General features: G+C 54.4%; 24 protein-coding genes. 11 read left to right on the top strand and 13 right to left on the bottom strand.

The window, feature by feature from the left end; all coding sequences use genetic code 11:
- Positions 1 to 4 precede the first annotated feature (4 nt).
- The 5 genes from nanA to nanQ all read left to right on the top strand — a co-directional run bounded on the left by nanA (position 5) and on the right by nanQ (position 4,537).
- A complete protein-coding gene (nanA, locus tag ABU190_RS20585; RefSeq protein WP_354692278.1) occupies positions 5 to 907 on the top strand; it encodes an N-acetylneuraminate lyase in 903 nt (300 codons plus the stop codon).
- A 107-nt stretch (positions 908 to 1,014) separates the two neighbouring features.
- A complete protein-coding gene (locus ABU190_RS20580) occupies positions 1,015 to 2,505 on the top strand; it encodes an MFS transporter (protein WP_193794481.1) in 1,491 nt (496 codons plus the stop codon).
- A 6-nt stretch (positions 2,506 to 2,511) separates the two neighbouring features.
- The gene (locus tag ABU190_RS20575) at positions 2,512 to 3,201 is read left to right on the top strand and encodes an N-acetylmannosamine-6-phosphate 2-epimerase (RefSeq protein WP_354692262.1); all 690 of its coding nucleotides are present in this window, start codon (positions 2,512 to 2,514) and stop codon (positions 3,199 to 3,201) included.
- Positions 3,198 to 4,073 carry an N-acetylmannosamine kinase gene (locus ABU190_RS20570; RefSeq protein WP_354692261.1) on the top strand — a complete coding sequence of 292 codons (876 nt, stop codon included), beginning with the start codon at positions 3,198 to 3,200 and terminating at the stop codon, positions 4,071 to 4,073. The genes ABU190_RS20575 and ABU190_RS20570 overlap by 4 nt, the downstream gene beginning before the upstream one ends.
- Positions 4,070 to 4,537, top strand: coding sequence for an N-acetylneuraminate anomerase (gene nanQ / locus ABU190_RS20565; RefSeq protein ID WP_354692260.1), 468 nt, complete (start codon positions 4,070 to 4,072; stop codon positions 4,535 to 4,537). The genes ABU190_RS20570 and nanQ overlap by 4 nt, the downstream gene beginning before the upstream one ends.
- Before the next feature lie 62 nt (positions 4,538 to 4,599).
- On the opposite strand, the gene ABU190_RS20560 is transcribed toward nanQ, so the two are convergent.
- Both ABU190_RS20560 and gltB read right to left on the bottom strand, forming a co-directional pair.
- Positions 4,600 to 6,018 (bottom strand): glutamate synthase small subunit, encoded by a 1,419-nt coding sequence (locus tag ABU190_RS20560; protein WP_271849902.1) that lies wholly within the window; start codon positions 6,016 to 6,018, stop codon positions 4,600 to 4,602.
- Between the two features lie 9 nt (positions 6,019 to 6,027).
- Entirely contained in the window at positions 6,028 to 10,488 is a 4,461-nt protein-coding gene (gltB, locus tag ABU190_RS20555; protein ID WP_354692259.1) for a glutamate synthase large subunit, read from the bottom strand.
- A gap of 678 nt (positions 10,489 to 11,166) precedes the next feature.
- Here gltB and ABU190_RS20550 point away from each other — a divergent pair.
- From ABU190_RS20550 to mtgA, 4 genes are all read left to right on the top strand, one after another.
- Positions 11,167 to 12,090 carry a TIGR01212 family radical SAM protein gene (locus ABU190_RS20550; RefSeq protein ID WP_354692258.1) on the top strand — a complete coding sequence of 308 codons (924 nt, stop codon included), beginning with the start codon at positions 11,167 to 11,169 and terminating at the stop codon, positions 12,088 to 12,090.
- Between the two features lie 89 nt (positions 12,091 to 12,179).
- Entirely contained in the window at positions 12,180 to 14,519 is a 2,340-nt protein-coding gene (gene arcB, locus ABU190_RS20545; RefSeq protein WP_354692257.1) for an aerobic respiration two-component sensor histidine kinase ArcB, read from the top strand.
- 232 nt (positions 14,520 to 14,751) lie between these two features.
- Entirely contained in the window at positions 14,752 to 15,405 is a 654-nt protein-coding gene (gene elbB / locus ABU190_RS20540; RefSeq protein WP_039077444.1) for an isoprenoid biosynthesis glyoxalase ElbB, read from the top strand.
- A 20-nt stretch (positions 15,406 to 15,425) separates the two neighbouring features.
- Positions 15,426 to 16,130, top strand: a complete 705-nt coding sequence (gene mtgA, locus ABU190_RS20535; RefSeq protein ID WP_223878759.1) for a monofunctional biosynthetic peptidoglycan transglycosylase — start codon at positions 15,426 to 15,428, stop codon at positions 16,128 to 16,130.
- Between the two features lie 38 nt (positions 16,131 to 16,168).
- Here the strand turns inward: mtgA and npr are convergent, their stop codons facing one another.
- The 11 genes from npr to ABU190_RS20480 form a co-directional block, all read right to left on the bottom strand.
- Positions 16,169 to 16,441, bottom strand: a complete 273-nt coding sequence (gene npr, locus ABU190_RS20530) for a PTS phosphocarrier protein NPr (protein WP_039077446.1) — start codon at positions 16,439 to 16,441, stop codon at positions 16,169 to 16,171.
- The gene (gene rapZ, locus ABU190_RS20525) at positions 16,438 to 17,292 is read right to left on the bottom strand and encodes an RNase adapter RapZ (protein ID WP_039077447.1); all 855 of its coding nucleotides are present in this window, start codon (positions 17,290 to 17,292) and stop codon (positions 16,438 to 16,440) included. Before rapZ ends, npr begins: the two co-directional genes overlap by 4 nt.
- 45 nt (positions 17,293 to 17,337) lie before the next feature.
- Complete coding sequence (gene ptsN, locus ABU190_RS20520; protein ID WP_039077448.1) at positions 17,338 to 17,829, bottom strand: PTS IIA-like nitrogen regulatory protein PtsN; 492 nt, start codon at positions 17,827 to 17,829, stop codon at positions 17,338 to 17,340.
- Between the two features lie 80 nt (positions 17,830 to 17,909).
- Entirely contained in the window at positions 17,910 to 18,197 is a 288-nt protein-coding gene (gene hpf, locus ABU190_RS20515; RefSeq protein WP_039077449.1) for a ribosome hibernation promoting factor, read from the bottom strand.
- Positions 18,198 to 18,219: 22 nt separating this feature from the next.
- The gene (gene rpoN, locus ABU190_RS20510; RefSeq protein ID WP_071194438.1) at positions 18,220 to 19,653 is read right to left on the bottom strand and encodes an RNA polymerase factor sigma-54; all 1,434 of its coding nucleotides are present in this window, start codon (positions 19,651 to 19,653) and stop codon (positions 18,220 to 18,222) included.
- A gap of 48 nt (positions 19,654 to 19,701) precedes the next feature.
- Positions 19,702 to 20,427, bottom strand: a complete 726-nt coding sequence (gene lptB, locus ABU190_RS20505; RefSeq protein WP_039077451.1) for an LPS export ABC transporter ATP-binding protein — start codon at positions 20,425 to 20,427, stop codon at positions 19,702 to 19,704.
- A gap of 6 nt (positions 20,428 to 20,433) precedes the next feature.
- Positions 20,434 to 21,018: a lipopolysaccharide ABC transporter substrate-binding protein LptA gene (lptA, locus tag ABU190_RS20500; protein WP_296409689.1), complete on the bottom strand. Its 585-nt coding sequence runs from the start codon at positions 21,016 to 21,018 to the stop codon at positions 20,434 to 20,436.
- Positions 20,987 to 21,562, bottom strand: coding sequence for an LPS export ABC transporter periplasmic protein LptC (gene lptC, locus ABU190_RS20495; protein WP_039077453.1), 576 nt, complete (start codon positions 21,560 to 21,562; stop codon positions 20,987 to 20,989). The genes lptA and lptC overlap by 32 nt, the downstream gene beginning before the upstream one ends.
- Positions 21,559 to 22,125, bottom strand: a complete 567-nt coding sequence (gene kdsC / locus ABU190_RS20490) for a 3-deoxy-manno-octulosonate-8-phosphatase KdsC (protein WP_039077454.1) — start codon at positions 22,123 to 22,125, stop codon at positions 21,559 to 21,561. The genes lptC and kdsC overlap by 4 nt, the downstream gene beginning before the upstream one ends.
- Before the next feature lie 14 nt (positions 22,126 to 22,139).
- Positions 22,140 to 23,126 (bottom strand): arabinose-5-phosphate isomerase KdsD, encoded by a 987-nt coding sequence (kdsD, locus tag ABU190_RS20485; RefSeq protein WP_271849908.1) that lies wholly within the window; start codon positions 23,124 to 23,126, stop codon positions 22,140 to 22,142.
- Between the two features lie 14 nt (positions 23,127 to 23,140).
- Complete coding sequence (locus ABU190_RS20480) at positions 23,141 to 24,118, bottom strand: calcium/sodium antiporter (RefSeq protein ID WP_354692256.1); 978 nt, start codon at positions 24,116 to 24,118, stop codon at positions 23,141 to 23,143.
- A gap of 232 nt (positions 24,119 to 24,350) precedes the next feature.
- On the opposite strand from ABU190_RS20480, the gene mlaF reads away from it, so the two are divergent.
- Together mlaF and mlaE are read left to right on the top strand one after the other, a co-directional pair.
- A complete protein-coding gene (gene mlaF / locus ABU190_RS20475; RefSeq protein WP_108700569.1) occupies positions 24,351 to 25,163 on the top strand; it encodes a phospholipid ABC transporter ATP-binding protein MlaF in 813 nt (270 codons plus the stop codon).
- A 7-nt stretch (positions 25,164 to 25,170) separates the two neighbouring features.
- Positions 25,171 to 25,953 (top strand): lipid asymmetry maintenance ABC transporter permease subunit MlaE, encoded by a 783-nt coding sequence (gene mlaE, locus ABU190_RS20470; protein ID WP_039077458.1) that lies wholly within the window; start codon positions 25,171 to 25,173, stop codon positions 25,951 to 25,953.
- Positions 25,954 to 25,955: the final 2 nt, after the last annotated feature.

The raw sequence follows: 25,955 nt of genomic DNA, 5'->3' as shown, positions 1-25,955 counted from the left end.
GATGATGACTGCTCAGTTAAGAGGGGTGATGGCCGCGCTGTTGACCCCGTTTGATGCCAGCGAAAAGCTGGATACCGAGAGCCTGCGCCGTCTGGTGCGTTTTAACATCAATCAGGGGATCGATGGGCTGTATGTGGGGGGATCTACCGGGGAAGCGTTCGTGCAAAGCATTGCTGAGCGTGAACAGGTACTGGAGGTAGTCGCCGAAGAGGCGAAAGGCAAACTGACGCTGATTGCCCATGTCGGCACCGTCAGCACCCACGAAACCCGGCAGCTTGCGCAGGCGGCCAGCCGCTATGGTTTTGACGCCGTCTCTGCCGTTACTCCGTTCTACTATCCGTTCAGCTTTGAAGAGCACTGCGACCACTATCGTGCAGTGATCGACGCCGCTAATGGTCTGCCGATGGTGGTTTACAACATTCCGGCGCTGAGTGGGGTGAAACTCACGCTGGATCAAATCGACACGCTGGTTACCCTGCCGGGCGTGGGCGCGCTGAAACAAACATCTGGCGATCTCTTCCAGATGGAGCAGATCCGCCGGGCGAATCCGGATCTGGTGCTCTATAACGGTTATGACGAGATCTTTGCATCCGGGCTGATGGCGGGCGCGGATGGTGGAATCGGCAGTACTTACAACATCATGGGTTGGCGCTATCTGGGCATCGTTCGCGCGCTGCAAATGGGCGACATTGCCACCGCGCAGCGCCTGCAGGCGCAATGCAATGAGGTTATCGATCTGCTGATCAAAGTCGGTGTTTTCCGCGGTCTGAAAACGGTGCTGCACTACATGGATGTCCTGGCGGTACCGCTGTGTCGTAAGCCGTTCGCACCGGTGGCGGAAAAATATTTGCCAGAACTTAAAGCGCTGGCGGCAGCACTGCAACAAGAGAAAGAACAACAACAGTGATCCGGAGCTGTCTGTCCGGAAGCGCTGCGCTGACCGGACAGACGGAGCCGCTCTTAACTCTGTCGGTCTACAAAAGCGATGGGCAGCTCCCATCGCGGGAGTATCACATGAGTACTGCTATGCAAAATATCCCATGGTATCGCCATCTTGATCGGGCGCAATGGCGGGCTTTCTGCGCCGCCTGGCTGGGCTATCTGCTCGACGGTTTTGATTTTGTCCTTATCGCGTTGGTGTTAACGGAAATTCAGAGCGAATTTGGTCTGACGACGGTACAGGCGGCAAGCCTCATCTCCGCAGCCTTTATCTCCCGTTGGTTTGGAGGGCTGATGTTGGGCGCAATGGGTGACCGCTACGGCCGACGGTTGGCGATGGTCACCAGTATCCTTCTGTTCTCATGCGGTACGCTGGCCTGCGGGTTGGCCCCTGGCTTCACCACCATGTTTATCGCCCGGCTGGTGATCGGTATGGGGATGGCCGGAGAGTATGGCTCCAGCGCGACTTATGTGATTGAAAGCTGGCCCCGACAGTTGCGAAACAAAGCCAGCGGCTTTTTGATTTCCGGCTTCTCCGTCGGGGCCGTTATCGCGGCGCAGGTCTACAGCCTGGTAGTGCCCGTCTGGGGCTGGCGCGCGCTGTTTTTCATCGGCATTTTGCCCATCGTCTTTGCCCTGTGGCTGAGGAAAAACATTCCGGAAGCGGAAGACTGGAAAGAGAGACATGCGGGTAAAGCGCCGGTACGCACGATGGTGGATATTCTGTATCGCGGCAAACATCGCGTAATAAACGTGGCGATGACAGTCATTGCCGCGACCTCATTGTGGTACTGCTTTGCCGGTGAAATGAAGAATGCCGCGCTGGTGGCGATTCTTGGTCTGGTGTGCGCGTTTATCTTTATCAGCTTTATGGTGCAAAGCAGCGGAAAACGCTGGCCAACCGGCGTAATGCTGATGGTGGTAGTGCTCTTTGCGTTTCTCTACTCGTGGCCCATCCAGTCGCTGTTGCCGACTTACCTCAAAACCGAACTGGCCTATTCGCCTGCGACGGTAGCTAAAGTGCTGTTCTTTAGCGGCTTTGGCGCGGCGGTGGGCTGTTGTGTTGGCGGTTTTCTGGGCGACTGGTTGGGGACGCGCAAAGCCTACGTCTACAGTCTTCTCGCCTCACAAATTCTGATCATCCCGGTGTTTGCCATTGGTGGCACCAGCGTATGGGTTCTCGGTTTTCTGCTCTTCTTCCAGCAAATGCTGGGGCAGGGGATCTCAGGCATTCTGCCTAAACTGATCGGCGGCTACTTCGATACCGACCAGCGTGCGGCAGGTTTGGGATTCACCTACAACGTTGGGGCCTTGGGCGGCGCACTGGCACCAATCCTGGGGGCGCTGATCGCTCAGCGTCTGGATCTGGGTACCGCACTGGGATCGCTCTCCTTTAGCCTGACATTTGTGGTGATCCTGTTGATTGGGCTGGATATGCCGTCGCGCGTACAGCGTTGGCTACGCCCCGAAGCGCTGCGTACCCATGATGCGATCGATGGTAAGCCATTCAGCGGCGCGGTCAGCCACAGCGATGGTAAGAACGGGTTATTAAAAACGAAAGGATAACCAGACATGTCTCTGATAGCGAAAATGGATGCACAAATTGGCCGCCAGGGTGGGCTGGTGGTCTCCTGCCAGCCTGTTCCGGATAGCCCGCTGGATAAGCCGGACATCGTGGCGGCGATGGCACTGGCCGCCCAGCAGGCCGGGGCGGTGGCGGTACGTATTGAAGGCATTAACAACCTGCGTGCCGTCCGTCAGGCTGTAACACTACCCATCATCGGCATCATTAAACGCGACTTAACGGACTCCCCGGTGCGCATTACCCCTTACGCTGAGGATGTCGATGCGCTGGCACAGGCGGGGGCAGATATTATCGCCATTGATGGTACCGATCGTGTTCGTCCGGTTGCGGTGCGTGAATTATTGGCGCGTATACATCACCACGGGCTTATCGCGATGGCCGATTGTTCCTGCGAGCAGGATGGCTTGTATTGCCAGCAAGCAGGAGCGGAGTTGATTGGCACCACGCTGTCTGGCTACACCAGCGAACACACCCCCGCAGAACCGGACCTGGCGCTGGTCACCACGCTCAGTCAGGCCGGATGCCGGGTGATGGCGGAAGGGCGCTATAACTCGCCCGAACTGGCGGCGCAGGCGAAGCGTCATGGAGCATGGGCGGTGACCGTCGGCTCAGCCATTACGCGGCTGGAGTACATTTGCCAGTGGTATTGCGATGCACTCCAGGAGGCAGCGACATGACCACGCTGGCGATTGATATCGGTGGCACCAAGCTTGCTGCCGCGCTGGTGGACGGTGACCTGCAGATTCACCAACGCCGTGAGTTGCCCACACCTGCCAGCAAAACCCCGGATGCCCTGCGGGCGGCACTCCTGGCGTTGGTCGCCCCGCTTGCCTCTCAGGCCCGGCAGGTGGCAGTTGCCTCAACCGGAATTATTCGTGAAGGTACCTTGCAGGCGATCAATCCACAAAATCTGGGCGGTCTGCTGCATTTTCCGCTGGCTTCTGGCCTGACGGAGATAACAGGCTTGCCTGCGCTGGCGGTGAATGATGCGCAGGCCGCTGCCTGGGCGGAGTACCACGCACTGGGCGCGAGCATCGACGATATGGTGTTTATCACCGTATCCACTGGCGTAGGCGGCGGTGTGGTGAGCGATGGTGTGCTGCGTATGGGCCATGAGGGGCTGGCAGGCCATTTGGGCCATACGCTTGCCGATCCTGGCGGTCCGCGCTGCGGCTGTGGGCGAGTGGGATGCGTTGAAGCGATCGCTTCCGGGCGCGGTATCGCGGCAGCGGCGCAGGGTGATCTGGCAGGCTGCGATGCGAAGGCCATTTTTGCCCATGCTGCAAATGGGCATGCGCAGGCGCGTGAACTGGTTCAGCGCTCGGCGCAGACGCTGGCGCGCCTCGTTGCCGATGTGAAGGCGACCACGGACTGCCAACGTGTGGTGGTGGGCGGCAGTATTGGCCTTGCACCGGGGTATCTGACGCTAGTGCGTGCGTGTCTGGCCCTGGAGCCATCAGTCTATCGGGTGGTGTTAAGTGAGGCGCACTATCGCCATGATGCAGGCTTACTGGGTGCCGCGCTGCTGGCACAAGGAGTGAAAAAATGATGACAGGTGAACTGGCGTCGCTCGCCCACTCGGGGTTGCATCCGGTGCTGCTGAATGCGCTGACGCTGGCACTGGATGCGCGCGTGCAGGAAAAGCCGCCGGGGAGTTACCCGCTACAGGGTGATGCTATCTTTATGAACATCATGCAATTTTCCACACAACCCGCGGAACAGAAGAAGGCCGAGCTGCATGCGCAATACATTGATATCCAGCTATTGCTGGCGGGTGAAGAGCGCATTTTGTATGGCACTCCAGGGTCTGCACGGCAGTGCGATGACTGGCATGTTGAGGACGATTATCAGCTTTGCGCCGCGATTTGTGCCGGGCAGGTTGTCACGCTAACGCCTGGCATGTTCGCGATTTTTATGCCGGGTGAGCCACATAAACCGGGGTGTATGGTGGGTACTGCGCAAGAGATTAAAAAGGTGGTGATTAAGGTCTGTGCCAGCCTGCTTACGGCATAAAAAAAGCCGGATGGTACACCATCCGGCTTTTTCTTGCCTGCCCTGGATTTCCGGGAAAACCCTTATACTTCAAGCCAGTTGAGGATGCCGTCTGCTGCCTTACGGCCTTCGGCGATGGCGGTGACCACCAGATCGGAGCCGCGAACGATATCGCCACCGGCAAAGATTTTCGGGTTGCTGGTCTGGAACGCGTTCTCGCTGCCTTCCGGGGCGATGATGCGGCCCTGAGAGTCCAGCTCGACGCTGTGTTTCGCCAGCCATTCCATGCTGTGTGGGCGGAAACCAAACGCCATCACGACCGCATCAGCCGGTACCACATGTTCGGAACCCGCAACGATCTCCGCACGACGACGGCCTTTGGCATCTGGCGCACCCATTTCGGTACGCGCCATTTTCACGCCGCAGACTTTACCGTTGGCATTCACTTCGACACCCAGCGGCTGCACGTTAAACTGGAATTCCACACCCTCTTCGCGCGCGTTTTTCACTTCACGGCGAGAGCCTGGCATGTTTTCCTCGTCGCGACGGTAAGCACAAATAACGTTCTTCGCACCCTGGCGGATGGAGGTACGCACGCAGTCCATTGCGGTGTCGCCACCACCCAGAACAACAACGCGTTTGCCTTCCATGCTGATATACGGTTCCTCAGCGGAGTCACTAAAGCCCATGATCTGCCTGGTGTTCGCAATAAGGAACGGCAGAGCGTCGAATACGCCATCGGCATCTTCGTTTTCCAGGCCGCCACGCATCGACTGATAGGTGCCGACGCCAAGGAATACCGCGTCATAATCTTTCAGCAAGTCATCAAGCTGTACGTCACGACCGACTTCGGTATTCAGCTTGAATTCAATCCCCATGCCAGTGAAGATTTCGCGACGGCGGGTCATCACCTCTTTTTCCAGCTTGAATGCCGGGATACCGAAGGTGAGTAGACCACCGATTTCCGGATGGCGGTCAAACACCACTGCTTTGACGCCATTACGGGTCAGCACATCGGCGCATGCCAGACCTGCCGGACCTGCACCGATAATCGCCACGCGTTTGTCCGTCTGCTTCACGCCGGTCATATCCGGGCGCCAGCCCATCTCGAACGCTTTATCATTGATGTAGCGTTCGATGTTACCGATGGTGACCGCGCCGAACTCATCATTTAGCGTACAGGAACCTTCACACAGGCGGTCCTGCGGGCAAACGCGCCCGCAGACTTCCGGCAAGGTGTTAGTCTGGTGAGACAGTTCAGCGGCCTCAAAAATACGCCCTTCGTTGGCCAGTTTCAGCCAGTTCGGGATGTAGTTATGGACCGGACATTTCCATTCGCAGTACGGGTTACCACAGGAGAGGCAGCGATCTGCCTGCGCCTTGGCCTGGCCTTCCGAAAATGGCTCGTAGATTTCAATAAATTCAATCTTACGGATCTTCAGCGGTTTCTTTGGCGGATCCACGCGCTGTAAGTCGATAAACTGGTATACGTTCTGACTCATTGCTGCCCCTTACTGCGCCTGCACACGCAGCTCTGCTGCGCTACGACTACGATGACCCAACAGTGCTTTCACATCACTGGACTTCGGTTTAACCAGTGCGAATTTCTCCGCGAAGGCTGGCCAGTTAGCCAGAATTTCTTCGCCGCGAGATGAACCGGTATGCTGCACATGCTCGGTTATCAGACCGCGCAGATGCTCTTCGTGGATGGCGAGGTCATCGACGCTCAGCACTTCCACCAGTTCCGGGTTCACACGTTTGCGGAACTCGCCGTCTTCATCCAGGACATAGGCGAAGCCGCCGGTCATCCCTGCGCCAAAGTTCACGCCTGTTTTACCGAGGATACAGACGATACCGCCGGTCATATATTCACAACCGTTATCGCCGATGCCTTCCACGACAGTAATCGCGCCGGAGTTACGCACGCCGAAACGTTCACCCGCACGGCCTGCGGCATACAGACGACCACCGGTTGCGCCATACAGGCAGGTGTTACCGATAATGCTGGCCTCGTGGCTACGATAAGCAGAGCCTACCGGCGGACGTACCGCGACTAAACCGCCTGCCATGCCCTTGCCTACGTAGTCGTTGGCATCGCCAGTCAGATACAGCTCAACGCCACCGGCGTTCCAGACGCCAAAGCTCTGGCCTGCGGTACCGCTAAAGTGCACGGTAATCGGATCCGCCGCCAGCCCCTGATCGCCATGCGTTTGCGCGATGTAGCCAGACAAAGACGCACCGACAGAACGGTCCGTGTTGCGGATATCAAACCAGAACGTTTTGCTCTGGCGTTCGTCGACAAACGGTTTGGCCTGCTGCAGCAACTGCGCGTTCAACACACCGTTGTCGAACGGCGGGTTGTTTTCGGTGCAGTAGAGCGCTTTGCCAGGATGCGGCTCGGCGGTTTCCAGCAGTTTCGACAAATCCAGCTTCTGTTGTTTGGCGGTGAAACCGTCCAGCTCTTTAAGCAGATCGGTGCGGCCAATCAAATCCACCAGGCGTTTCACGCCGAGCTGCGCCATTAACTCACGCACTTCACGGGCGATAAATTCAAAGTAATTGGTCACTTTGAACGGCAGACCGTGGTAGTGGTTTTTACGCAGTTTTTCATCCTGAGTTGCTACGCCGGTTGCGCAGTTGTTCAGGTGGCAAATACGCAGGTATTTACAGCCCAGCGCCACCATCGGGCCGGTACCAAAGCCGAAGCTTTCCGCACCCAGAATTGCCGCTTTGATGATGTCCTGGCCGGTTTTCAGACCGCCATCTGTCTGTAAACGAATTTTGTGGCGCAGACCGTTGGCCACCAGCGCCTGTTGGGTTTCCACCAGGCCCAGTTCCCACGGACAACCCGCGTATTTCACCGATGACAGCGGGCTCGCACCGGTACCGCCATCGTAGCCGGCGATGGTGATGAGATCCGCATAGGCTTTCGCCACGCCGGTCGCGATGGTGCCGACGCCCGGTTCGGAAACCAGCTTCACGGAGATCATCGCTTTCGGGTTGACCTGTTTCAGGTCGAAAATCAGTTGCGCCAGATCCTCGATAGAGTAGATATCGTGGTGCGGCGGCGGAGAAATCAGCGTCACGCCCGGTACGGAATAGCGCAGTTTAGCGATGTACGGGGTCACTTTATCGCCCGGTAACTGACCACCTTCACCCGGTTTCGCACCTTGAGCGACTTTAATCTGAATCACGTCAGCATTGACCAGATACGCCGGGGTGACGCCGAAGCGACCGGAAGCGACCTGTTTAATGCGTGAAACTTTGTTGGTGCCATAGCGCGCCGGGTCTTCGCCGCCTTCACCGGAGTTGGAGAAGCCGCCGAGGCTGTTCATGGCTTCTGCCAGCGCTTCATGCGCTTCCGGGCTCAATGCGCCGATGGACATTGCCGCAGTATCAAAGCGTTTGAACAGTTCGCTTGCCGGTTCAACGTCGTTGATGCTGACGGTTTCGCCGTTCGGCGTGATAGCCAGCAGGTCGCGCAGGGTCGCAGCCGGACGCTCATTCACCAGTTTGGCGTACTGCTGATAGTCGCTGTATTCACCGCTTTGGACGGCTTGTTGCAGGGTGCGCACCACATCCGGGTTATAGGCGTGGTATTCACCGCCGTGAACGTATTTCAGCAGACCGCCTGCTTCGAGCGGTTTACGTGCCAGCCAGGCGCGTTTGGAGAGGTTCAGCAGATCCTGCTGGAAGTCAGCAAAACCTGCGCCGCTGATACGGCTGACCACGCCCTGGAAGCAGAGTTCGGAAACCTCTTCGTGCAGACCGACGGCTTCGAACAGTTTTGAGCAACGGTAAGAGGCAATCGTCGAGATGCCCATTTTGGACATGATCTTGTACAGCCCTTTGTTGATGCCGTTGCGGTAGTTCAGCATCACCGTGCGGTAATTCTTCTCAATGGCTTTGGTATCGACCAGTTTTGCCAGCGTTTCGTACGCCAGGTACGGATAAATCGCGGTGGCGCCGAAGCCCAGCAGCACTGCAAAATGGTGCGGGTCACGGGCACTGGCGGTTTCTACGATGATGTTGGCATCGCAGCGCAGGCTTTTCTCAACCAGACGGGTCTGCACCGCGCCAACCGCCATTGGTGCCGGTACCGGCAGACGGTTTTTAGCGATGTTACGGTCAGACAGCACCAGCAGCACGGTGCCGTTACGCACCATCTGTTCTGCTTTATCGCACAGCGCTCTCACCGTCTCTTCCAGCGAGGTTTCGGTCACATCGAAAGTGATGTCCAGCACATCTGCGCGATAGTGCTCCTCTTTCATGGTGGTGAGCTGCGTGAAATCGGAGTACAGCAGGATCGGCGATTTGAAGCTCAGACGGTGTGCCTGGCCTTCTGCTTCACAGAAGACATTCATCTCACGACCGATACTGGTGGCCAGCGACATCACATGGGCTTCACGCAGCGGGTCAATCGGTGGGTTCGTCACCTGTGCGAACTGCTGGCGGAAGTAGTCGTAAATGATACGCGGCTGGCTGGAGAGCACAGCAAACGGGGTATCGTCACCCATGGAGCCGACCGCTTCCTGACCGTTTTCACCGAGTACGCGGATAACAGAATCGAGCTCTTCGAAGCTGTAGTTAAACTGCTTCTGATAGCTTGTCAGCAGGTCGTCATCCATTTCGCGGATGCCAACCTGGTCATCGGCCAGATCTTCAAACGGCACCAGACGGCGAACGTTTTTCGCCATCCATTCTTTATAAGGATGGCGGCTTTTCAGATCGTCATCGGTCTCTGCGGAGTGCAGAATGCGACCGCCACGGGTATCGATAACCATCAGCTCGCCCGGACCGACGCGGCCTTTTTCGACCACTTCGTCAGGCTGATAATCCCAGATGCCCACTTCGGAGGCACAGGTGATCAGCTTATCTTTGGTGATGACATAGCGTGCCGGACGCAGGCCGTTACGGTCCAGGTTACAGGCCGCGAAACGGCCATCGGACATGACGATGCCCGCCGGGCCATCCCAGGGTTCCATATGCATGGAGTTAAAATCGAAGAAGGCGCGCAGGTCCGGGTCCATATCCGGGTTGTTCTGCCAGGCCGGTGGCACCAGCAGGCGCATGGCGCGCACGATATCCATCCCGCCTGCCAGCAGCAGTTCGAGCATGTTATCCATGGAGCTGGAGTCAGAGCCGGTTTCGTTGACAAACGGCGCAGCATCATGCAGATCCGGGATCAGCGGGGTCTGGAATTTGTAGGTACGCGCGCGTGCCCACTGACGGTTACCGGTGATGGTGTTGATTTCACCGTTATGCGCCAGATAGCGGAACGGCTGTGCCAGCGGCCAGCGCGGTACGGTGTTGGTGGAGAAGCGCTGGTGGAACAGGCAAATGGCCGATTCCAGACGCAGATCCGCCAGGTCCAGGTAGAAGCGCGGCAGGTCAGCCGGCATACACAGACCTTTATAGATGTTCACCAGGTTAGAGAGGCTACAAACGTAGAACTCTTTATCTTCCTGCAGACGCTTTTCAATGCGACGACGGGCAATAAACAGACGGCGCTCCATATCACGCGGGCGCCAGCCAGCCGGGGCGTTAACAAAAATTTGCTCAATACGAGGCAGCGAGGAGAGGGCGATTTCACCGAGTACCCCTTCGTTGGTTGGCACATCGCGCCAGCCGACAATAGACAGGGTCTCACGTTGAAGTTCTTCTTCTACAATACGGCGAGATGTGCTGGCTTTTTCTGGATCCTTATTCAGGAACAGCATACCAACGGCATAGTTTTTGGCTAAACGCCAGCCGCGCTCTTCCGCAACGATACGGAAGAAACGATCGGGTTTTTGCAGCAGCAGACCGCAACCGTCGCCGGTTTTACCATCAGCGAGGATTGCGCCACGGTGCTGCATGCGGGCCAGTGCGTGAATAGCGGTACGCACTACCTTGTGGCTAGGTTCGCCTTCTATGTGGGCGATCAGGCCGAAACCACAGTTATCCCTCTCAAGGGATTTATCGTACAACATATCAGTGAACCTCCCCAGGCTCTGCGGGATTCCCATCCGATACCGATTGCGCGCGGGCACAGCAAGAGCATGGCGACGGGGCTAATAAAGCCTCGCATGTCGCCCTCTTTAATTTCCTTTTCGCATCGGTACACAAGTGTTGAGGACTTGCTTAAGAGGGAATCTCAATAACTGCATAAATATGATGAGCAGACCACTCATCCAGAAAGCTTCCAGCGGATTCCCAACTTATCGGGAATCCGTACACAGGTCAAATGCCAGGCTTATTTATCTAATAATGTGCTAAAGAATGCTTAATTAATTGATGTGTAAGTCAATTTAACCTTATTTACAATCAATAAGCCCAGCGCGGAGCGGCAGAGTAATGTGATCTGACTCACTATCGGGAAGCGTTGTTAATGCGTTACCCTACTAAGGGAAATGTGGATTTCAGAATATTATTCTGAGAATGTTCTTATGAGCACATCAACGCACTGTTTTTCACGTGTGACACTATTTCTGCAAAATATCGTCTGAACATAAGGAAAAGTAATTGCCCGAGGAGTGAATGAAATTGCGGTAATCTTGACTGGTTATGCAATGAATAAAAGCCTTGCCGGGCGATTGATCCACATCATCGCCGTCGAAAGCTAAAAATGGCAGGCTTGGCCTCTTTTCAAAGGCACGGCCTGTCAGATTATGCAGTTACAAAAATTAGTCAATATGTTTGGTGGGGATCTTGCCCGTCGTCATGGGCAAAAGGTTCATAAATTGACGCTTCACGGTGGTTTTAGCTGCCCGAATCGGGATGGCACCATCGGCCGGGGCGGCTGTACGTTCTGCAATGTCGCTTCTTTCGCCGACGAAGAGCAGCAGCATCGTTCGATTGCCGAACAACTGGCGCATCAGGCAAACCTGGTGAATCGCGCTAAACGCTACCTCGCCTATTTCCAGGCTTACACCAGTACCTGGGCCGAAGTACAGGTGCTGCGTTCCATGTATCAACAGGCAATAAGCCAGGCCAGCATTGTTGGCCTGTGTGTCGGCACACGCCCGGACTGTGTACCCGAGGCGGTGCTGGATTTGCTAAGCGAATATAAAGATCAGGGGTATGAAGTCTGGCTGGAGCTGGGGCTGCAAACCGCGCACGATAAAACGCTGCACCGTATTAACCGTGGGCATGATTTCGCCTGTTACCAGCGAACCACCCGTCTGGCCCGCGAGCGCGGGCTGAAAGTCTGTAGCCACCTTATCGTCGGTTTGCCAGGGGAAAGGCAGTCGGAATGCCTGCAAACGCTCCATCGCGTGGTAGAGACTGGCGTAGACGGTATCAAGCTGCATCCTCTGCATATTGTGAAGGGCAGCATTATGGCGAAAGCCTGGGAGGCGGGCCGTCTGCGGGGTATTGAACTGGAAGACTACACTGTCACCGCCGGGGAGATGATTCGCGCCACGCCAGCGGAGGTGATTTACCATCGCGTCTCTGCCAGCGCTCGTCGTCCGACGCTTCTGGCGCCGTTGTGGTGCGAAAATCGCTGGACAGGAATGGTTGAGCTGGATCGCTATCTTACTGAACATGGTGTGCAAGGTTCCGCAGTGGGTCGCCCCTGGATCCAACCGTGACGGTTGCCTGGCTCCGCATTTTTCGCACAACCTTCAACGTGTTGCTCAGAATTGGGTATTATTGAACGGAATTGTTTAAGGAAATCGCTATGAAGCAAATCCGTTTACTGGCGCAATATTACGTCGACCTGATGATGAAGCTCGGGTTGGTTCGTTTCTCCCTGTTACTTGCCCTGGCGCTGGTGGTACTGGCTATCGTCGTACAAATGGCGGTGACGATGGTCTTACAGGGGCAGGTGGCGAGCATCGACGTCATTCGCTCTATCTTTTTTGGCTTGTTAATTACCCCCTGGGCGGTCTATTTCTTATCGGTTGTCGTTGAGCAGCTTGAAGAGTCACGCCAGCGCCTGTCGCGGCTGGTGGACAAGCTGGAAGAGATGCGCGACCGCGACCTCAAACTGAATATCCAGCTTAAAGACAACATCACCCGGCTTAACCAGGAGATGGCGGATCGCGAGAAAGCCGAAGCTGAACGTCAGGCGACATTTGAGCAGCTTAAAGTGGAGATGCAGGAGCGCGAGCAGACGCAGATTCAGCTTGAACAGCAATCCACCTTTTTACGCTCCTTCCTTGATGCCTCCCCGGACCTGGTTTTCTATCGCAACGAAGACAAAGAGTTTTCCGGCTGTAACCGGGCAATGGAACTGCTGACGGGCAAAAGCGAGAAGCAACTGATTAACCTTAAACCACAGGATGTCTACGCGCCGGAAGCGGCGGAGAAGGTCATTGAGACCGATGAGAAGGTGTTTCGCCACAATGTTTCGCTGACCTATGAGCAGTGGCTGGATTATCCGGATGGACGCAAAGCCTGTTTTGAAATTCGCAAGGTGCCCTATTATGACCGCGTAGGTAAGCGCCACGGCTTGATGGGCTTCGGGCGTGATATCACCGAGCGTAAGCGCTATCAGGACGCCCTGGAGCGTGCCAGCCGCGATAAAACCACCTTTATCTCTACTATCAGCCACGAACTGCGCACGCCGCTTAATGGCATCGTCGGGCTGAGCCGTATTCTGCTGGATACCGATTTAACGGCCGAGCAGGAAAAATACCTGAAAACCATTCATGTCTCTGCCGTCACTCTGGGCAATATCTTCAACGATATTATTGATATGGATAAAATGGAGCGTCGTAAAGTCCAGCTCGATAACCAGCCGGTGGATTTCACCAGCTTCCTCGCCGACCTGGAAAACCTTTCCGGCCTGCAGGCGCACCAGAAAGGTCTGCGCTTTGTCATGGAGCCTACCCTGCCGTTACCGCATAAGGTGGTCACTGACGGCACGCGGTTGCGGCAGATCCTGTGGAACCTTATCAGCAACGCCGTCAAATTTACCCGTGAGGGGCAAGTCACCGTCCGTGTGCGCTATGACGAAGGCGATATGCTGCACTTCGAGGTCGAAGATTCCGGGATTGGTATTCCTCGCGAAGAGTTGGATAAAATTTTCGCCATGTATTATCAGGTGAAAGATAGCCATGGCGGCAAGCCTGCTACCGGTACCGGGATTGGTCTCGCGGTATCGCGTCGCCTGGCGAAAAACATGGGCGGTGACATCGTTGTTACCAGCCAGCCGGGCAAAGGTTCGATCTTCACCCTGACCGTTCACGCGCCTGCGGTGGCAGAGGAAGTGGAAGATGCGTTTGAAGACGATGATATGCCGCTGCCAGCGCTGCATGTGCTGTTGGTGGAAGACATTGAGCTTAACGTGATCGTTGCCCGTTCCGTACTGGAAAAGCTGGGCAATAGTGTGGATGTGGCGATGACAGGAAAGGCCGCACTGGAGATGTTTAAGCCTGGAGAATACGACCTGGTACTGCTGGATATTCAGTTGCCGGACATGACCGGGCTGGACATTTCGCGCATCCTTACCAGCCAGTTTGCCCGCGATGATTTACCGCCGCTGGTGGCGCTTACCGCCAACGTACTGAAAGATAAAAAAGAGTATCTGGATGCAGGGATGGACGACGTCTTAAGCAAGCCGCTGGCGGTCCCGGCATTAACTGCCATGATTAAGAAATTCTGGGATGCGGGCGAAGAAGAGGAGAAAGACGCAATGTCTGTTACCGAGGGTCAAAAATCACAAAACCTGCTGGATATCCCGATGCTTGAACAGTATATCGAACTGGTCGGGCCAAAGCTGATCACCGATGGGCTGGCGGTATTCGAGAAAATGATGCCGGGCTATCTGAGTGTACTGGAGTCTAACCTCACCGCGCGGGATCAAAAAGGGATCGTCGAAGAGGGGCATAAGATCAAAGGTGCCGCGGGATCGGTCGGTCTTCGCCACCTGCAACAACTGGGTCAACAAATTCAGTCACCCGACCTGCCAGCCTGGTGGGATAACGTCGGTGAATGGGTTGAAGAGATGAAGCAGGAATGGCAGCACGATGTGGACGTTTTGAAAGCGTGGGTGGCAAACGCTGGAAAAAAATGACCCCGGATTAACCGGGGTGCGCGAATACTGCGCCAACACCAGGGAAATCGTGGCTGCGCCGTAAAGTTATATATTTTTTTATCAAGGGCGCAGTCGGGAAAATTTGAACTGCACGCACATAAGATAGCAAATCTTAAAGTATTTGTTACATCAATCAGCGAAATGTGTGAAGCGTAGCGCCCTTATCAAAATTTTTAATTATCCCCAGTACGTTGCATAAAGGATGAGCAAAATGAAAAAAATCGGTGTTGTTCTCAGCGGATCAGGCGTTTATGACGGATCGGAGATCCACGAAGCGGTCATCACCCTACTGGCGATCGCTCGCGAAGGCGCTGAGGCGGTATGTTTTGCACCGGACAAGCCCCAGACCGATGTCATTAATCATCTCACGGGTGAACCGATGGGGGAAAGCAGGAACGTGCTGATCGAAGCGGCCCGCATCGCTCGCGGTGCGATCCTTCCAATCGCACAGGCATCAATAAACGATCTGGATGCGCTGATTGTTCCTGGCGGATTTGGCGCAGCGAAAAACCTGAGCAGCTTTGCCAGTCTCGGTAGTGAAAGCGTGGTCGACCCGGATCTGAAAAGACTGGCTCTGGAGATGCACCAGGCGGGGAAACCGCTCGGCTTTATGTGTATTGCGCCTGCGATGCTACCAAAAATCTTTGCTTTCCCGTTGCGTCTGACGATTGGTACGGATATCGATACCGCTGAGGTACTGGAAGATATGGGGGCTGAACACGTGCCTTGCCCTGTCGACGATATCGTGGTCGATGAGGACAACAAAGTGGTGACCACTCCGGCGTATATGCTGGCGCAGAATATTGCGGAGGCGGCCGCAGGGATCGAAAAACTGGTCTCTCGCGTTCTGGTGCTCACTGAATGAGAGGGGCGCGTGGCCCGCTAATGGCGAAAATCAAAAAGCTATTACTCCGGGTGGTGCTGGCGCTGGGCATTTTCTGGGGTGGCGGTATTCTTCTGTTCAGTTTTTTGCCGGTGCCGTTTTCAGCCGTGATGGTCGAACGGCAGTTTGGGGCGTGGCTTACCGGGGATTTCGGCTATGTCGCTCACTCGGACTGGGTCGGCATGGATGAGATCTCACCCTGGGCGGCGCTGGCGGTGATTGCCGCCGAAGATCAGCGTTTCCCGGACCATTGGGGGCTGGATTTTGGCGCGATTGAAAAAGCCTTATCGCACAATGAACAGCATGAAAATCGTATTCGTGGTGCGTCAACCATTTCCCAGCAGACCATTAAAAACCTGCTGCTCTGGGACGGTAAAAGCTGGGTGCGTAAAGGCTTTGAAGCGGGATTAACGCTGGTCACGGAGGCTGTCTGGACCAAGCGGCGTATTCTGACGGTCTATCTGAATATTGCTGAATTTGGCGATGGCATCTTTGGTGTGGAAGCCGCTTCGCAGCGTTACTTTCATAAACCCGCCAGCAAGTTGACGATGGCTGAGGCGGCATTGCTGGCGGCGGTATTGCCAAACCCGGTACGTTTTCGCGCGGATGCGCCCTCAGGGTATGTGCGCAGCCGTCAGGCGTGGATTATGCGTCAGATGCGTCAGCTTGGCGGAGAAGAGTTCCTGGAACGCAATAAACTGCATTGACGATACCCTCTCCATTGGGAGAGGGAAAACGCATGCAGTCAGTCTTCATCAAACCCGGCAATAAAAAGCGCAATAACGGCCGCCAGCGCTTCTTCTTCCTGGGGGCCTGTCGCTTCTATCTCTATCTGCCGGCCCTTGGCGGAGTCCAGCATGAGTAGCGCAATCACGCTATTGGCCTCGGCTTCGGTTCCTTCGTCGTTACGCAGCAGCACCTCAGCATCAAAGCCCTGAACCAGTTCAAACAGTTTCATCGCCGGGCGGGCGTGCATACCCAGCTTATTGGTGATTTCCACAGTTTGTTTTACGGTCATGTTTTCCGTTTTTCCAGCGTACGATGACGAGACTGAACGTTTTTACCGCGCGAGCGGAAATAGTCCGCAAGTTGTTCAGCCACATAGACGGAACGGTGTTTACCGCCGGTACACCCAATCGCTACCGTTAAATAGCTGCGATTATTGGTTTCCAGCATCGGTAACCACAGTTCGAGATAACTGCGGGTCTGGTAGATAAAATTGTGCACTTCCGTATGTCTGTCAAGGAAGGCGGCAACCGGTTTATCCAGCCCGGTCATTGGGCGTAATTTCGGGTCCCAGTGCGGGTTAGGCAAGAAGCGTACGTCAAACACATAGTCGGCATCGATAGGGATACCGTGCTTAAAGCCAAAGGACTCGAACACCATCGTCAGCTCGCGCTCGCGTTTACCCAACAGGCGGGTGCGGAGCATCTCGGCGAGCTCATGAACAGACATTTCCGATGTATCGACGATGAGATCCGCGCGTGAGCGCAGTGGCTCCAGCAGATTGCTCTCTTCATCGATGGCGCTTTCCAGAGACAGGTTTTTGCTGGAAAGAGGGTGCAGACGACGCGTGTCGCTGTAGCGGCGGATCAAGGTGTTACGATCGGCATCCAGGAACAGCAGTTGCGGTGAGAAATAGTCCGGCAGGCTGCTCATCGCCTGCTCAAAAATTTCCGGGGATTCCGGCATATTACGCACATCGATGCTGACGGCGGCTGACGTCTGGCGGTCAGCCAGCGTTCTTGCCAGCTCTGGCAACAGGACGACCGGCAGGTTATCGACGCAGTAAAATCCCATGTCTTCCAGGGCGCGCAGGGCCACTGACTTACCAGAGCCCGAACGACCACTAACGATCATCAGGACCATGAGCCAATTCTCCTCAGAACCAATGACAGAAAGGCGGCTGTTGCGTTACGCATCGTCATTTTCGCCTTCTGTCAGCGTGATGATCTGATACAACTCCTCATCGCTTTGCGCTGAGCGCAGGCGGCGACAGATGGTTTTGTCCGCCAGACGCTTGGCCACCAACGAAAGCGTATGCAGGTGGGTTTTGGTCTGATCGGCGGGAACCAGAAGCGCGAAGAGCAGATCGACTGGCTGGTTATCAATGGCATCGAAGGCGATAGGTGTTTCCAGTTGCACAAAAACACCAACGGCACGAAGAGTATCTTCTTCGAGTTTTCCGTGAGGGATGGCGATACCGTTACCAATGCCGGTACTGCCCATTTTCTCACGCGTCAGGATCGCTTCGAAGACCACTTGTGGTGGCAGGCTCAACTGCTTTGCAGCCAGTTCACTGATAATTTCCAGGGCACGTTTTTTGCTCTGGCAGTGAACGCCACTACGGGTACATTCCTGGTTAAGGACATTGCTCAATTGAAGAGCGGAATCGTTGTTCATCATAATTTCACCTAAGCGTCGCCAGTGCAGACACCCTGCCGGGTTGCGGCAGGGTGATACGCGCCAGACGAGTGCCCGGACAATTAGTGTTGTTTCAGTTTATCTTTATGTTTCGTGAGCTGCCGCGCCAGTTTATCAATTAAACCGTCGATAGCAGCATACATGTCTTGTCCTTCCGCACTTGCATGAATCTCCCCCCCGTTTACGTGCAGGGTCGCGTCCGAGATATGAGTCACTTTCTCCACTTTCAACACAACATAGACCTGATTGATCCTTTCGAAATATTGTTCGAGCTTGGCAAATTTCGCGGTGACGAATTCGCGCAGGGCCTCGGTTATCTCGACGTTATGTCCAGTGATATTAAGCTGCATAGTGTCTTCCTTATCGGTTAGGTCACACCAGCTGTTTGCGCTGATTAGACGGCGGAATGGATAAAGACTCTCGATACTTCGCAACGGTTCGCCGCGCTACCATAATACCCTGATCTGAGAGCATGGTAGTCAGCTTACTGTCACTCAACGGCTTCGCAGGATTCTCTGCGGCAATTAATTTCTTCACCAGTGCACGGATAGCCGTTGACGAGGCTTCGCCGCCGCCTTCGGTATTCACATGACTGGAGAAGAAATATTTAAGCTCAAAGATGCCACGCGGACTGTGCAGATATTTTTGGGTCGTGACACGGGAAATCGTTGATTCATGCATCTCGACGGCCTGAGCGATATCGGCCAGTACCATCGGTTTCATAAATTCTTCGCCTTGCTCGAAAAACGCCTGCTGCTGTTCAACAATGCAGCGGCTTACCCTTAACAGGGTATCGTTCCGGCTCTCAAGGCTTTTGATCAGCCATTTCGCTTCCTGCAGATTGCTGCGGATAAACTGGCTGTCGGCATCGTTACGCGCACCACCGCACATAGCGGCGTAGTGCTGGTTGATTTGCAAACGAGGGATGCTGTCGGAGTTCAGCTCGACCGTCCAGCGCCCATTGTGCTTGCGCACCAGCACGTCAGGAATGACATATTCGGGCTCGCCGGTCTGGATTGACTGGCCAGGACGTGGATCAAGAGACTGGATTAAATTGACCGCCTCTTTTAGCACATCTTCTTTCAGACGTGTGACGCGCATCAGCGTACGGAAGTCATGGTTAGCGAGCAGATCCAGGTGATCGCTGATGATTAAACGCGCTTCATCGCACCAGGGGGTCTCTTTGGCAAATTGAGAGAGTTGGATCAACAGGCAATCGCGCAGATCCCTGGCCGCAACACCGACCGGATCGAAACGCTGAATACGTTTCAGTACCGCTTCGACTTCATCCAGGCCGATCTCTTCATCACCCATGCTTTCCAGGATGTCTTCCAGGGGAACGGTGAGATAACCCGTGTCATCAACAGCGTCGACAATGGAGGTCGCAATGGCGCGATCGGTATCCGAAAAGGGGGTGAGTTCAACCTGCCACATCAGGTAATCCTGTAGCGACTGGGTGGTCTCTCCCTGGTAAATAGGCAGTTCATCGTCAAGATAATCGGTGCTGCTACCGGAAGGGGTGCCAGCGGTATAGATTTCGTCCCAACTGGCATCCAGGGGCAACTCTTCGGGCATCTCTTTTTGCTCGAGAGCGTCAACCGTGTCCAGCCCTTCGTTGTCCTGGGATTGTTGTGCATCCACTTCTTCGTGAAGATCGGTTTGCTCAAGCAATGGATTACTTTCCAGAGCTTGCTGGAGTTCTTGCTGAAGTTCCAACGTGGACAGTTGCAGCAGGCGAATAGCCTGTTGCAACTGTGGCGTCATGGCTAGCTGTTGGCTAAGCCTTAATTGCAAACCTTGCTTCATATTCAGAGCAGTACTCTCCGACTAAACACGTCAATAAACCCTACCCTATCAGAGTCTGAAGTCTTCCCCAAGATATACGCGCTTAACATGTTCGTCTTCAAGGATTTGCTGAGGCGTACCGTGCGCGATCAAATGCCCCTGGCTGACAATATAAGCCCGCTCACACACCGCCAACGTTTCGCGAACGTTGTGGTCGGTAATCAACACGCCAAGTCCGCTATCACGCAGATGCTCAATAATGCGCTTGATATCAATTACCGATATCGGGTCAACGCCAGCAAACGGTTCATCCAGCAGGATAAATTTCGGGTTTGCGGCCAGCGCGCGAGCAATTTCGACACGACGACGTTCACCACCAGAAAGCGCCTGCCCCATATTGTCGCGCAGATGTTCAATATGAAACTCTTCCATCAGCTCGTTCGCCCGATCCACACGCTGTTCAGATGTGAGATCGTCGCGAATTTGCAGTACCGCCATGAGATTGTCAAATACGCTCAGGCGCCGGAAAATAGAGGCTTCCTGCGGCAAATAGCCGATACCTCGACGTGCCCGGGCATGCAGCGGCAGCAGACTGATATCTTCATCATCAATGATGATATTGCCCGCATCACGCGACACGATACCAACGACCATGTAGAACGTCGTGGTTTTACCTGCACCGTTAGGACCGAGCAGCCCGACAATTTCGCCTGAATTGACTGTCAGACTGACATCTTCCACCACACGACGACCTTTGTAGGCCTTGGCGAGATTCTTTGCAGTTAATGTTGCCATAACGAATTAGTTACTCTTTTTTTGCGCCGGAGCCGGAGCCGGAGCCGGAGCCGGAGCCGGGGTTTTATTGTTGCTCTTATCCTGCAACTGCGACGGCACCAGAACCGTCGTCACGCGTTTGCCTTTATCGCTGAAAGCCTGCATTTTCTGCTCTTTCACCAGATAGGTAATTTTGTCGCCCGTGATGTTGCTATCAAGCTGTTCAAGGTAGGCATTGCCTGTCAGGACCACGAAATCTTTTTCCAGCTCATAGTGCATCTGGGAGGCGTGGCCTTTCACGGGTTTGCCGTTATCCTGCATCTGATAAAAGGTGGCAGGATTACCGTAGCCATCAATGATTTCTTTACCTTGCTGACCGCCAGGGCGTGTTACCACAACCTTGTCGGCATTGATTTTGATGGTGCCCTGGGTCACGACAACATTACCGGTGAAGGTCACCACATTCCCCTGCATATCCAGCGCCTGCTGATCGGAGTCGATATGGATCGGTTGCTCGGTATCGCCGGTCACCGCAAGCGCCGGAAGACTGGCGGCAAAAAGGACACTGGCCAGGGCAAAATTAAGGCTGAGTTTGTTTGTTCTGAATTTCATAGGAGCTTCTAACCTTTTCAATAAGCTCGGCGTTTTTGCTGCGTAAATTGCCGCGCATTTTCAGGCCGGTGGAATTAAATGTTGTTCCGTATAACGTGACTTGATCATCAGAGGCGACATCCTGCGTGATCAAGTTTATCTGTGCATTATCCGTCGTAATTTTTCGCAGTTGAGCATCCGCGGTCAGGGCGTTGACCTCAACATGTCCGTAAAGGTAAAGCATCCGGTCATTGGTCAGCTTCGCTTTATCCGCCTTAATGGACCACTCGGGAATTTTATCTTTGTCGAAAGTGGTTAGCACCGGTTGGGTAAACCAGGTGATCGCATCAGCAGAATAGTATTCAACATGCTGTGCTATCAGCCGATAGTTCAATGCACCTTCCGGACTGTAGACTACTGTATCGGTATGCTCGCTTTTATACGTTGGGTCAGTATTGTTAACGGTCACTTGTTCTGGCTGTTCGCGATCGGCCAGGTTCACCCCAATCAGTATCAGTGCGACCAGTGACAGCACAATGATGACCCAACGTCTGGTTTTACTCATATTGATTGCCCTTTGGCCTCATCAAGCTTGCCTTGCGCCAGCAATAACAAATCACACACTTCACGAACCGCACCACGCCCGCCTGCTGTACGGGTGACATAATTCGCCCGAGGAATGAGCAACGGATGCGCATCCGCCACCGCCACGCTTAAACCGATTTCAGCCATCACAGGCCAGTCGATGAGGTCGTCTCCCACATACGCAACGTGTTCCGGCGTCAGCGAAAGTTTGCTCAATAACTCGCGATAAGCCAACAACTTATCTGATTGCCCTTGATAGAGGTGCGTAATGCCCAGCGTTTCGCAGCGGTCTTCCATCAGTTTAGCTTTTCGGCCAGTAATAATGGCAACCTCAATGTCGGACGTTAATGCACAACGGATACCGTAACCATCGCGAACGTTGAACGCTTTCAACTCTTCTCCATTATTACCCATGTAGATAGATCCATCAGATAAAACACCATCTACATCAAGAATTAACAGCTTAATTTTTTCTGCCTTCGCCATTACCTGCGTACTGACGGGTCCGTAGCATGTCGCAAGCGACGCTCCAACCTTACTCATTCTTCGATCCTTTTTCACACCACGCCCGCGCGCAGCAAATCATGCATATGTAACACACCCAGCAATTGGTCGCCATCGGCAACCAAAACAGAGGTGATATGGCGGGACTGCATCAGATTGAGCGCGTCCACCGCCAGTGTGCCAGGACGTACGCGAATACCGCCTGGCGTCATGACCTCAGCAATACCTAAACTTCGCACATCTACGCCCATATCAAATACGCGGCGCAAATCGCCATCAGTAAAAATGCCTTCGATTTTCATCAGATCGTCGCAAATAACCGTCAGGCCTAAATTCTTGCGCGTGATTTCGAGCAGGGCGTCACGCAGCGTGGCCTCTTTACTCACATGCGGAATTTCATCCCCGGTATGCATGATGTCATTGACCCGCAGCAGGAGCTTACGCCCAAGCGCACCACCGGGGTGGGAAAGCGCAAAATCCTCTGCTGTAAAACCCCGGGCTTTTAACAGCGCGACGGCCAGGGCATCTCCCATGACCAGTGCGGCGGTTGTACTGGATGTCGGTGCCAGCCCTAATGGACAGGCTTCTTGCGGCACCTTCACGCACAGATGAATGTCAGCCGCGCGGCCCATACTGCTGTCCGGACGGCTTGTCATACAGATCAGAAAGACTTTGAGTCGTTTGAGCACCGGGATCAACGCCAGGATCTCATTCGACTCACCGGAGTTCGACAGCGCGATCACCACATCCTGCGAACCGACCATACCCAGATCGCCATGCGCCGCTTCTCCCGGATGAACAAAGAAAGAAGAGGTCCCGGTACTGGCGAATGTTGCGGCCATTTTGCGGCCGATGTGACCGGATTTCCCCATTCCCATTACGACGACTTTGCCGCTGCAATAGAAAATTTTCTCACAGGCCTGTGCAAAATCCTGATTGATGTATTGATCAAGCTGAGCCAGGCCTTCACGTTCAATTTGCAAAACGTCACGGCCAGCCTGCTGAAAGTCGAAGCCCGGTTGCAGATCGATATGCGACATAAATGTGTGTCCAGTTATCCTGTCAAACGCGGCGTAACCCAGTACAGTAGTGCCAACCAGGTGATAAAACCGCCTAATAATAATGCGCCAGTTCCTTTGCCTGTCTGCTGCTTACGCCGCCAGCAGGTGAGGGCAAAAATGACGCTCACCAGTAACATCACGCCGTAATCTCGCGTAAAAGCCAGGCTGTTAAAATGACCCGGCGCTATCAGCGCGGGTAAACCCAGCACCAGCGTGATGTTGAAAATATTTGAGCCGATGATATTACCGATCGCAATATCGTCTTCTCCTTTACGTGCCCCGGCAATAGCTGTCGCCAGTTCCGGCAGCCCGGTCACAATGGCAATCACCGTCAGGCCGATGGTTAATTCGCTCATCGCGAAATAGTTTGCGACCACCGTGGCATTGTCTACGACCATACGCGTTGACATCGGCATAATGATGAGTGCAACGCCAAGCCACAAGAATGCCACTGACAGGCTGCCGCCACGCGGCAACTCTGCAACTTGTTCACGTGTTAGCGTATCGCTACCTTGCAGTTCAGCCAGACGGGCGATTTTAACAATGTATACCAGCCATAGCACGGCCAGCAGAAGTAAAAACAGGCCGTCCAGCCGGGTAAGTTGCCCGTCAAACAGGACGAACCCTGCCAGCAGGCTGGTTATTAACATTAGCGGCAATTCACGGCGCAAGATATCGGAATGGACGGTAAATGGATGCAGAAGCGCAGCGAGTCCAAGAATCAACAGAATATTGGTGATATTAGAGCCGAGGGCCGTACCCATCGCCAGATCAAGCTGACCATGCATGGCGGCAGCAACGGAGACAATCATCTCCGGAAGAGAGGTGCCGATGCTCACCACTGTCATCCCAATGAGTAACGGTGGAATGCCAAGACTGCGGCATAAAATCGAGGCGGCGAATACCAGTCGGTCAGCGCTGTATACCACTAACAGTAAACCAATAATTAACAGCGCCGTCGCTAAAAGCATCTAAAGTCCTTTCTTGAGGTATAATCTGCCGGTCCGCAGGCTGCGATTGCCGGGGAAAACCGGGAATTTTAAGCGGCGTAGAGAATTCTTAATTTTGACTTTATGCGGCTCAAAAGTAAAACAAATGCCAGCTTTCGCTAACTCATACGGGTAATATTCTGTAAAAATGGTGGGTTCTTGCTGTTATCCGGCATCATGCTTAGACCCAATCAAGGCTTATAAGGAAGAAAGAATGAGCCAGACTGTGGCGAATCTGGTCGATATCCGTGGCGTGAGCTTCTCCCGTGGAAGTCGGCGTATTTTCGACAATATCTCGCTGACGGTGCCGCGCGGTAAAATTACCGCCATCATGGGGCCGTCCGGGATTGGTAAAACAACGTTGCTTCGTCTTATTGGTGGACAGATACCGCCAGACGCGGGTGAGATCCTCTTTGACGGCGAGAATATCCCCGAGATGAGTCGCTCCCGGCTATTTACCGTGCGTAAACGGATGAGCATGTTGTTCCAGTCCGGCGCATTATTTACCGATATGACCGTGTTCGATAATGTTGCCTATCCGCTGCGCGAACATACGAACTTACCGGCTGCGTTGCTGAAAAGTACGGTCATGATGAAACTGGAGGCGGTAGGGCTGCGCGGTGCGGCAAAACTCATGCCCTCTGAACTTTCTGGTGGGATGGCGCGTCGTGCGGCGCTGGCAAGGGCTATCGCGCTGGAACCTGATTTAATCATGTTCGACGAACCTTTTGTTGGCCAGGATCCTATTACCATGGGTGTGCTGGTGAAGCTTATCTCTGAACTGAATAGCGCGCTGGGCGTAACCTGTGTTGTCGTCTCCCATGACGTGCCGGAAGTGCTGAGCATCGCCGATTATGCGTATATAGTTGCAGACCGGAAAATTGTGGCGCAGGGCAGCGCGCAAGGCTTGCAAGAAAACGCCGACCCTCGTGTCCGTCAGTTCCTCGACGGCATTGCTGACGGACCCGTGCCGTTCCGCTATCCCGCAGGTCAATATCAATCCGATTTATTTGAGACAGGGAGTTAAGCCACTCATGTTGTTACATGCACTGGCGTCGCTTGGACATCGCGGGATCAAGACGATCGCGACGTTTGGCCGCGCTGGTTTAATGCTCTTCAACGCGCTGGTCGGTAAGCCGGAATTTGGCAAACACGCGCCGTTGCTGGTGCGCCAACTCTATAATGTGGGTGTCCTGTCGATGCTCATTATTATCGTGTCCGGCGTCTTTATTGGCATGGTGCTTGGCTTGCAGGGCTATCTGGTGCTGACGACCTACAGCGCGGAAACCAGTCTGGGAATGCTGGTGGCACTCTCCTTGTTGCGTGAGTTGGGGCCGGTTGTCGCTGCGCTGCTTTATGCAGGGCGTGCGGGGTCTGCACTGACTGCGGAAATTGGCCTGATGCGCGCGACTGAGCAACTTTCAAGCCTTGAAATGATGGCTGTTGATCCACTGCGGCGCGTGATTTCCCCTCGCTTTTGGGCGGGTGTTATCTCCTTGCCATTGCTGACAATTATCTTCGTTGCGGTTGGTATATGGGGCGGCTCGCTGGTGGGTGTGAACTGGAAAGGAATCGACTCAGGGTTCTTCTGGTCGGCGATGCAAAATGCCGTCGACTGGCGACTGGATCTGGTGAACTGTCTGATTAAGAGCGTCGTCTTTGCTATCACTGTAACCTGGATTGCTTTATTTAATGGTTACGACGCGATCCCGACTTCTGCCGGGATCAGTCGGGCAACGACGCGTACCGTTGTGCACTCTTCACTGGCCGTTCTTGGTCTGGATTTTGTGCTCACCGCATTGATGTTTGGGAATTGAGT

The organism is Phytobacter sp. RSE-02 (genome assembly GCF_040578655.1).
Classification (GTDB): Bacteria; Pseudomonadota; Gammaproteobacteria; order Enterobacterales; family Enterobacteriaceae; genus Phytobacter; species Phytobacter diazotrophicus.
This window is presented reverse-complemented; position numbering and strand designations above follow the sequence as displayed.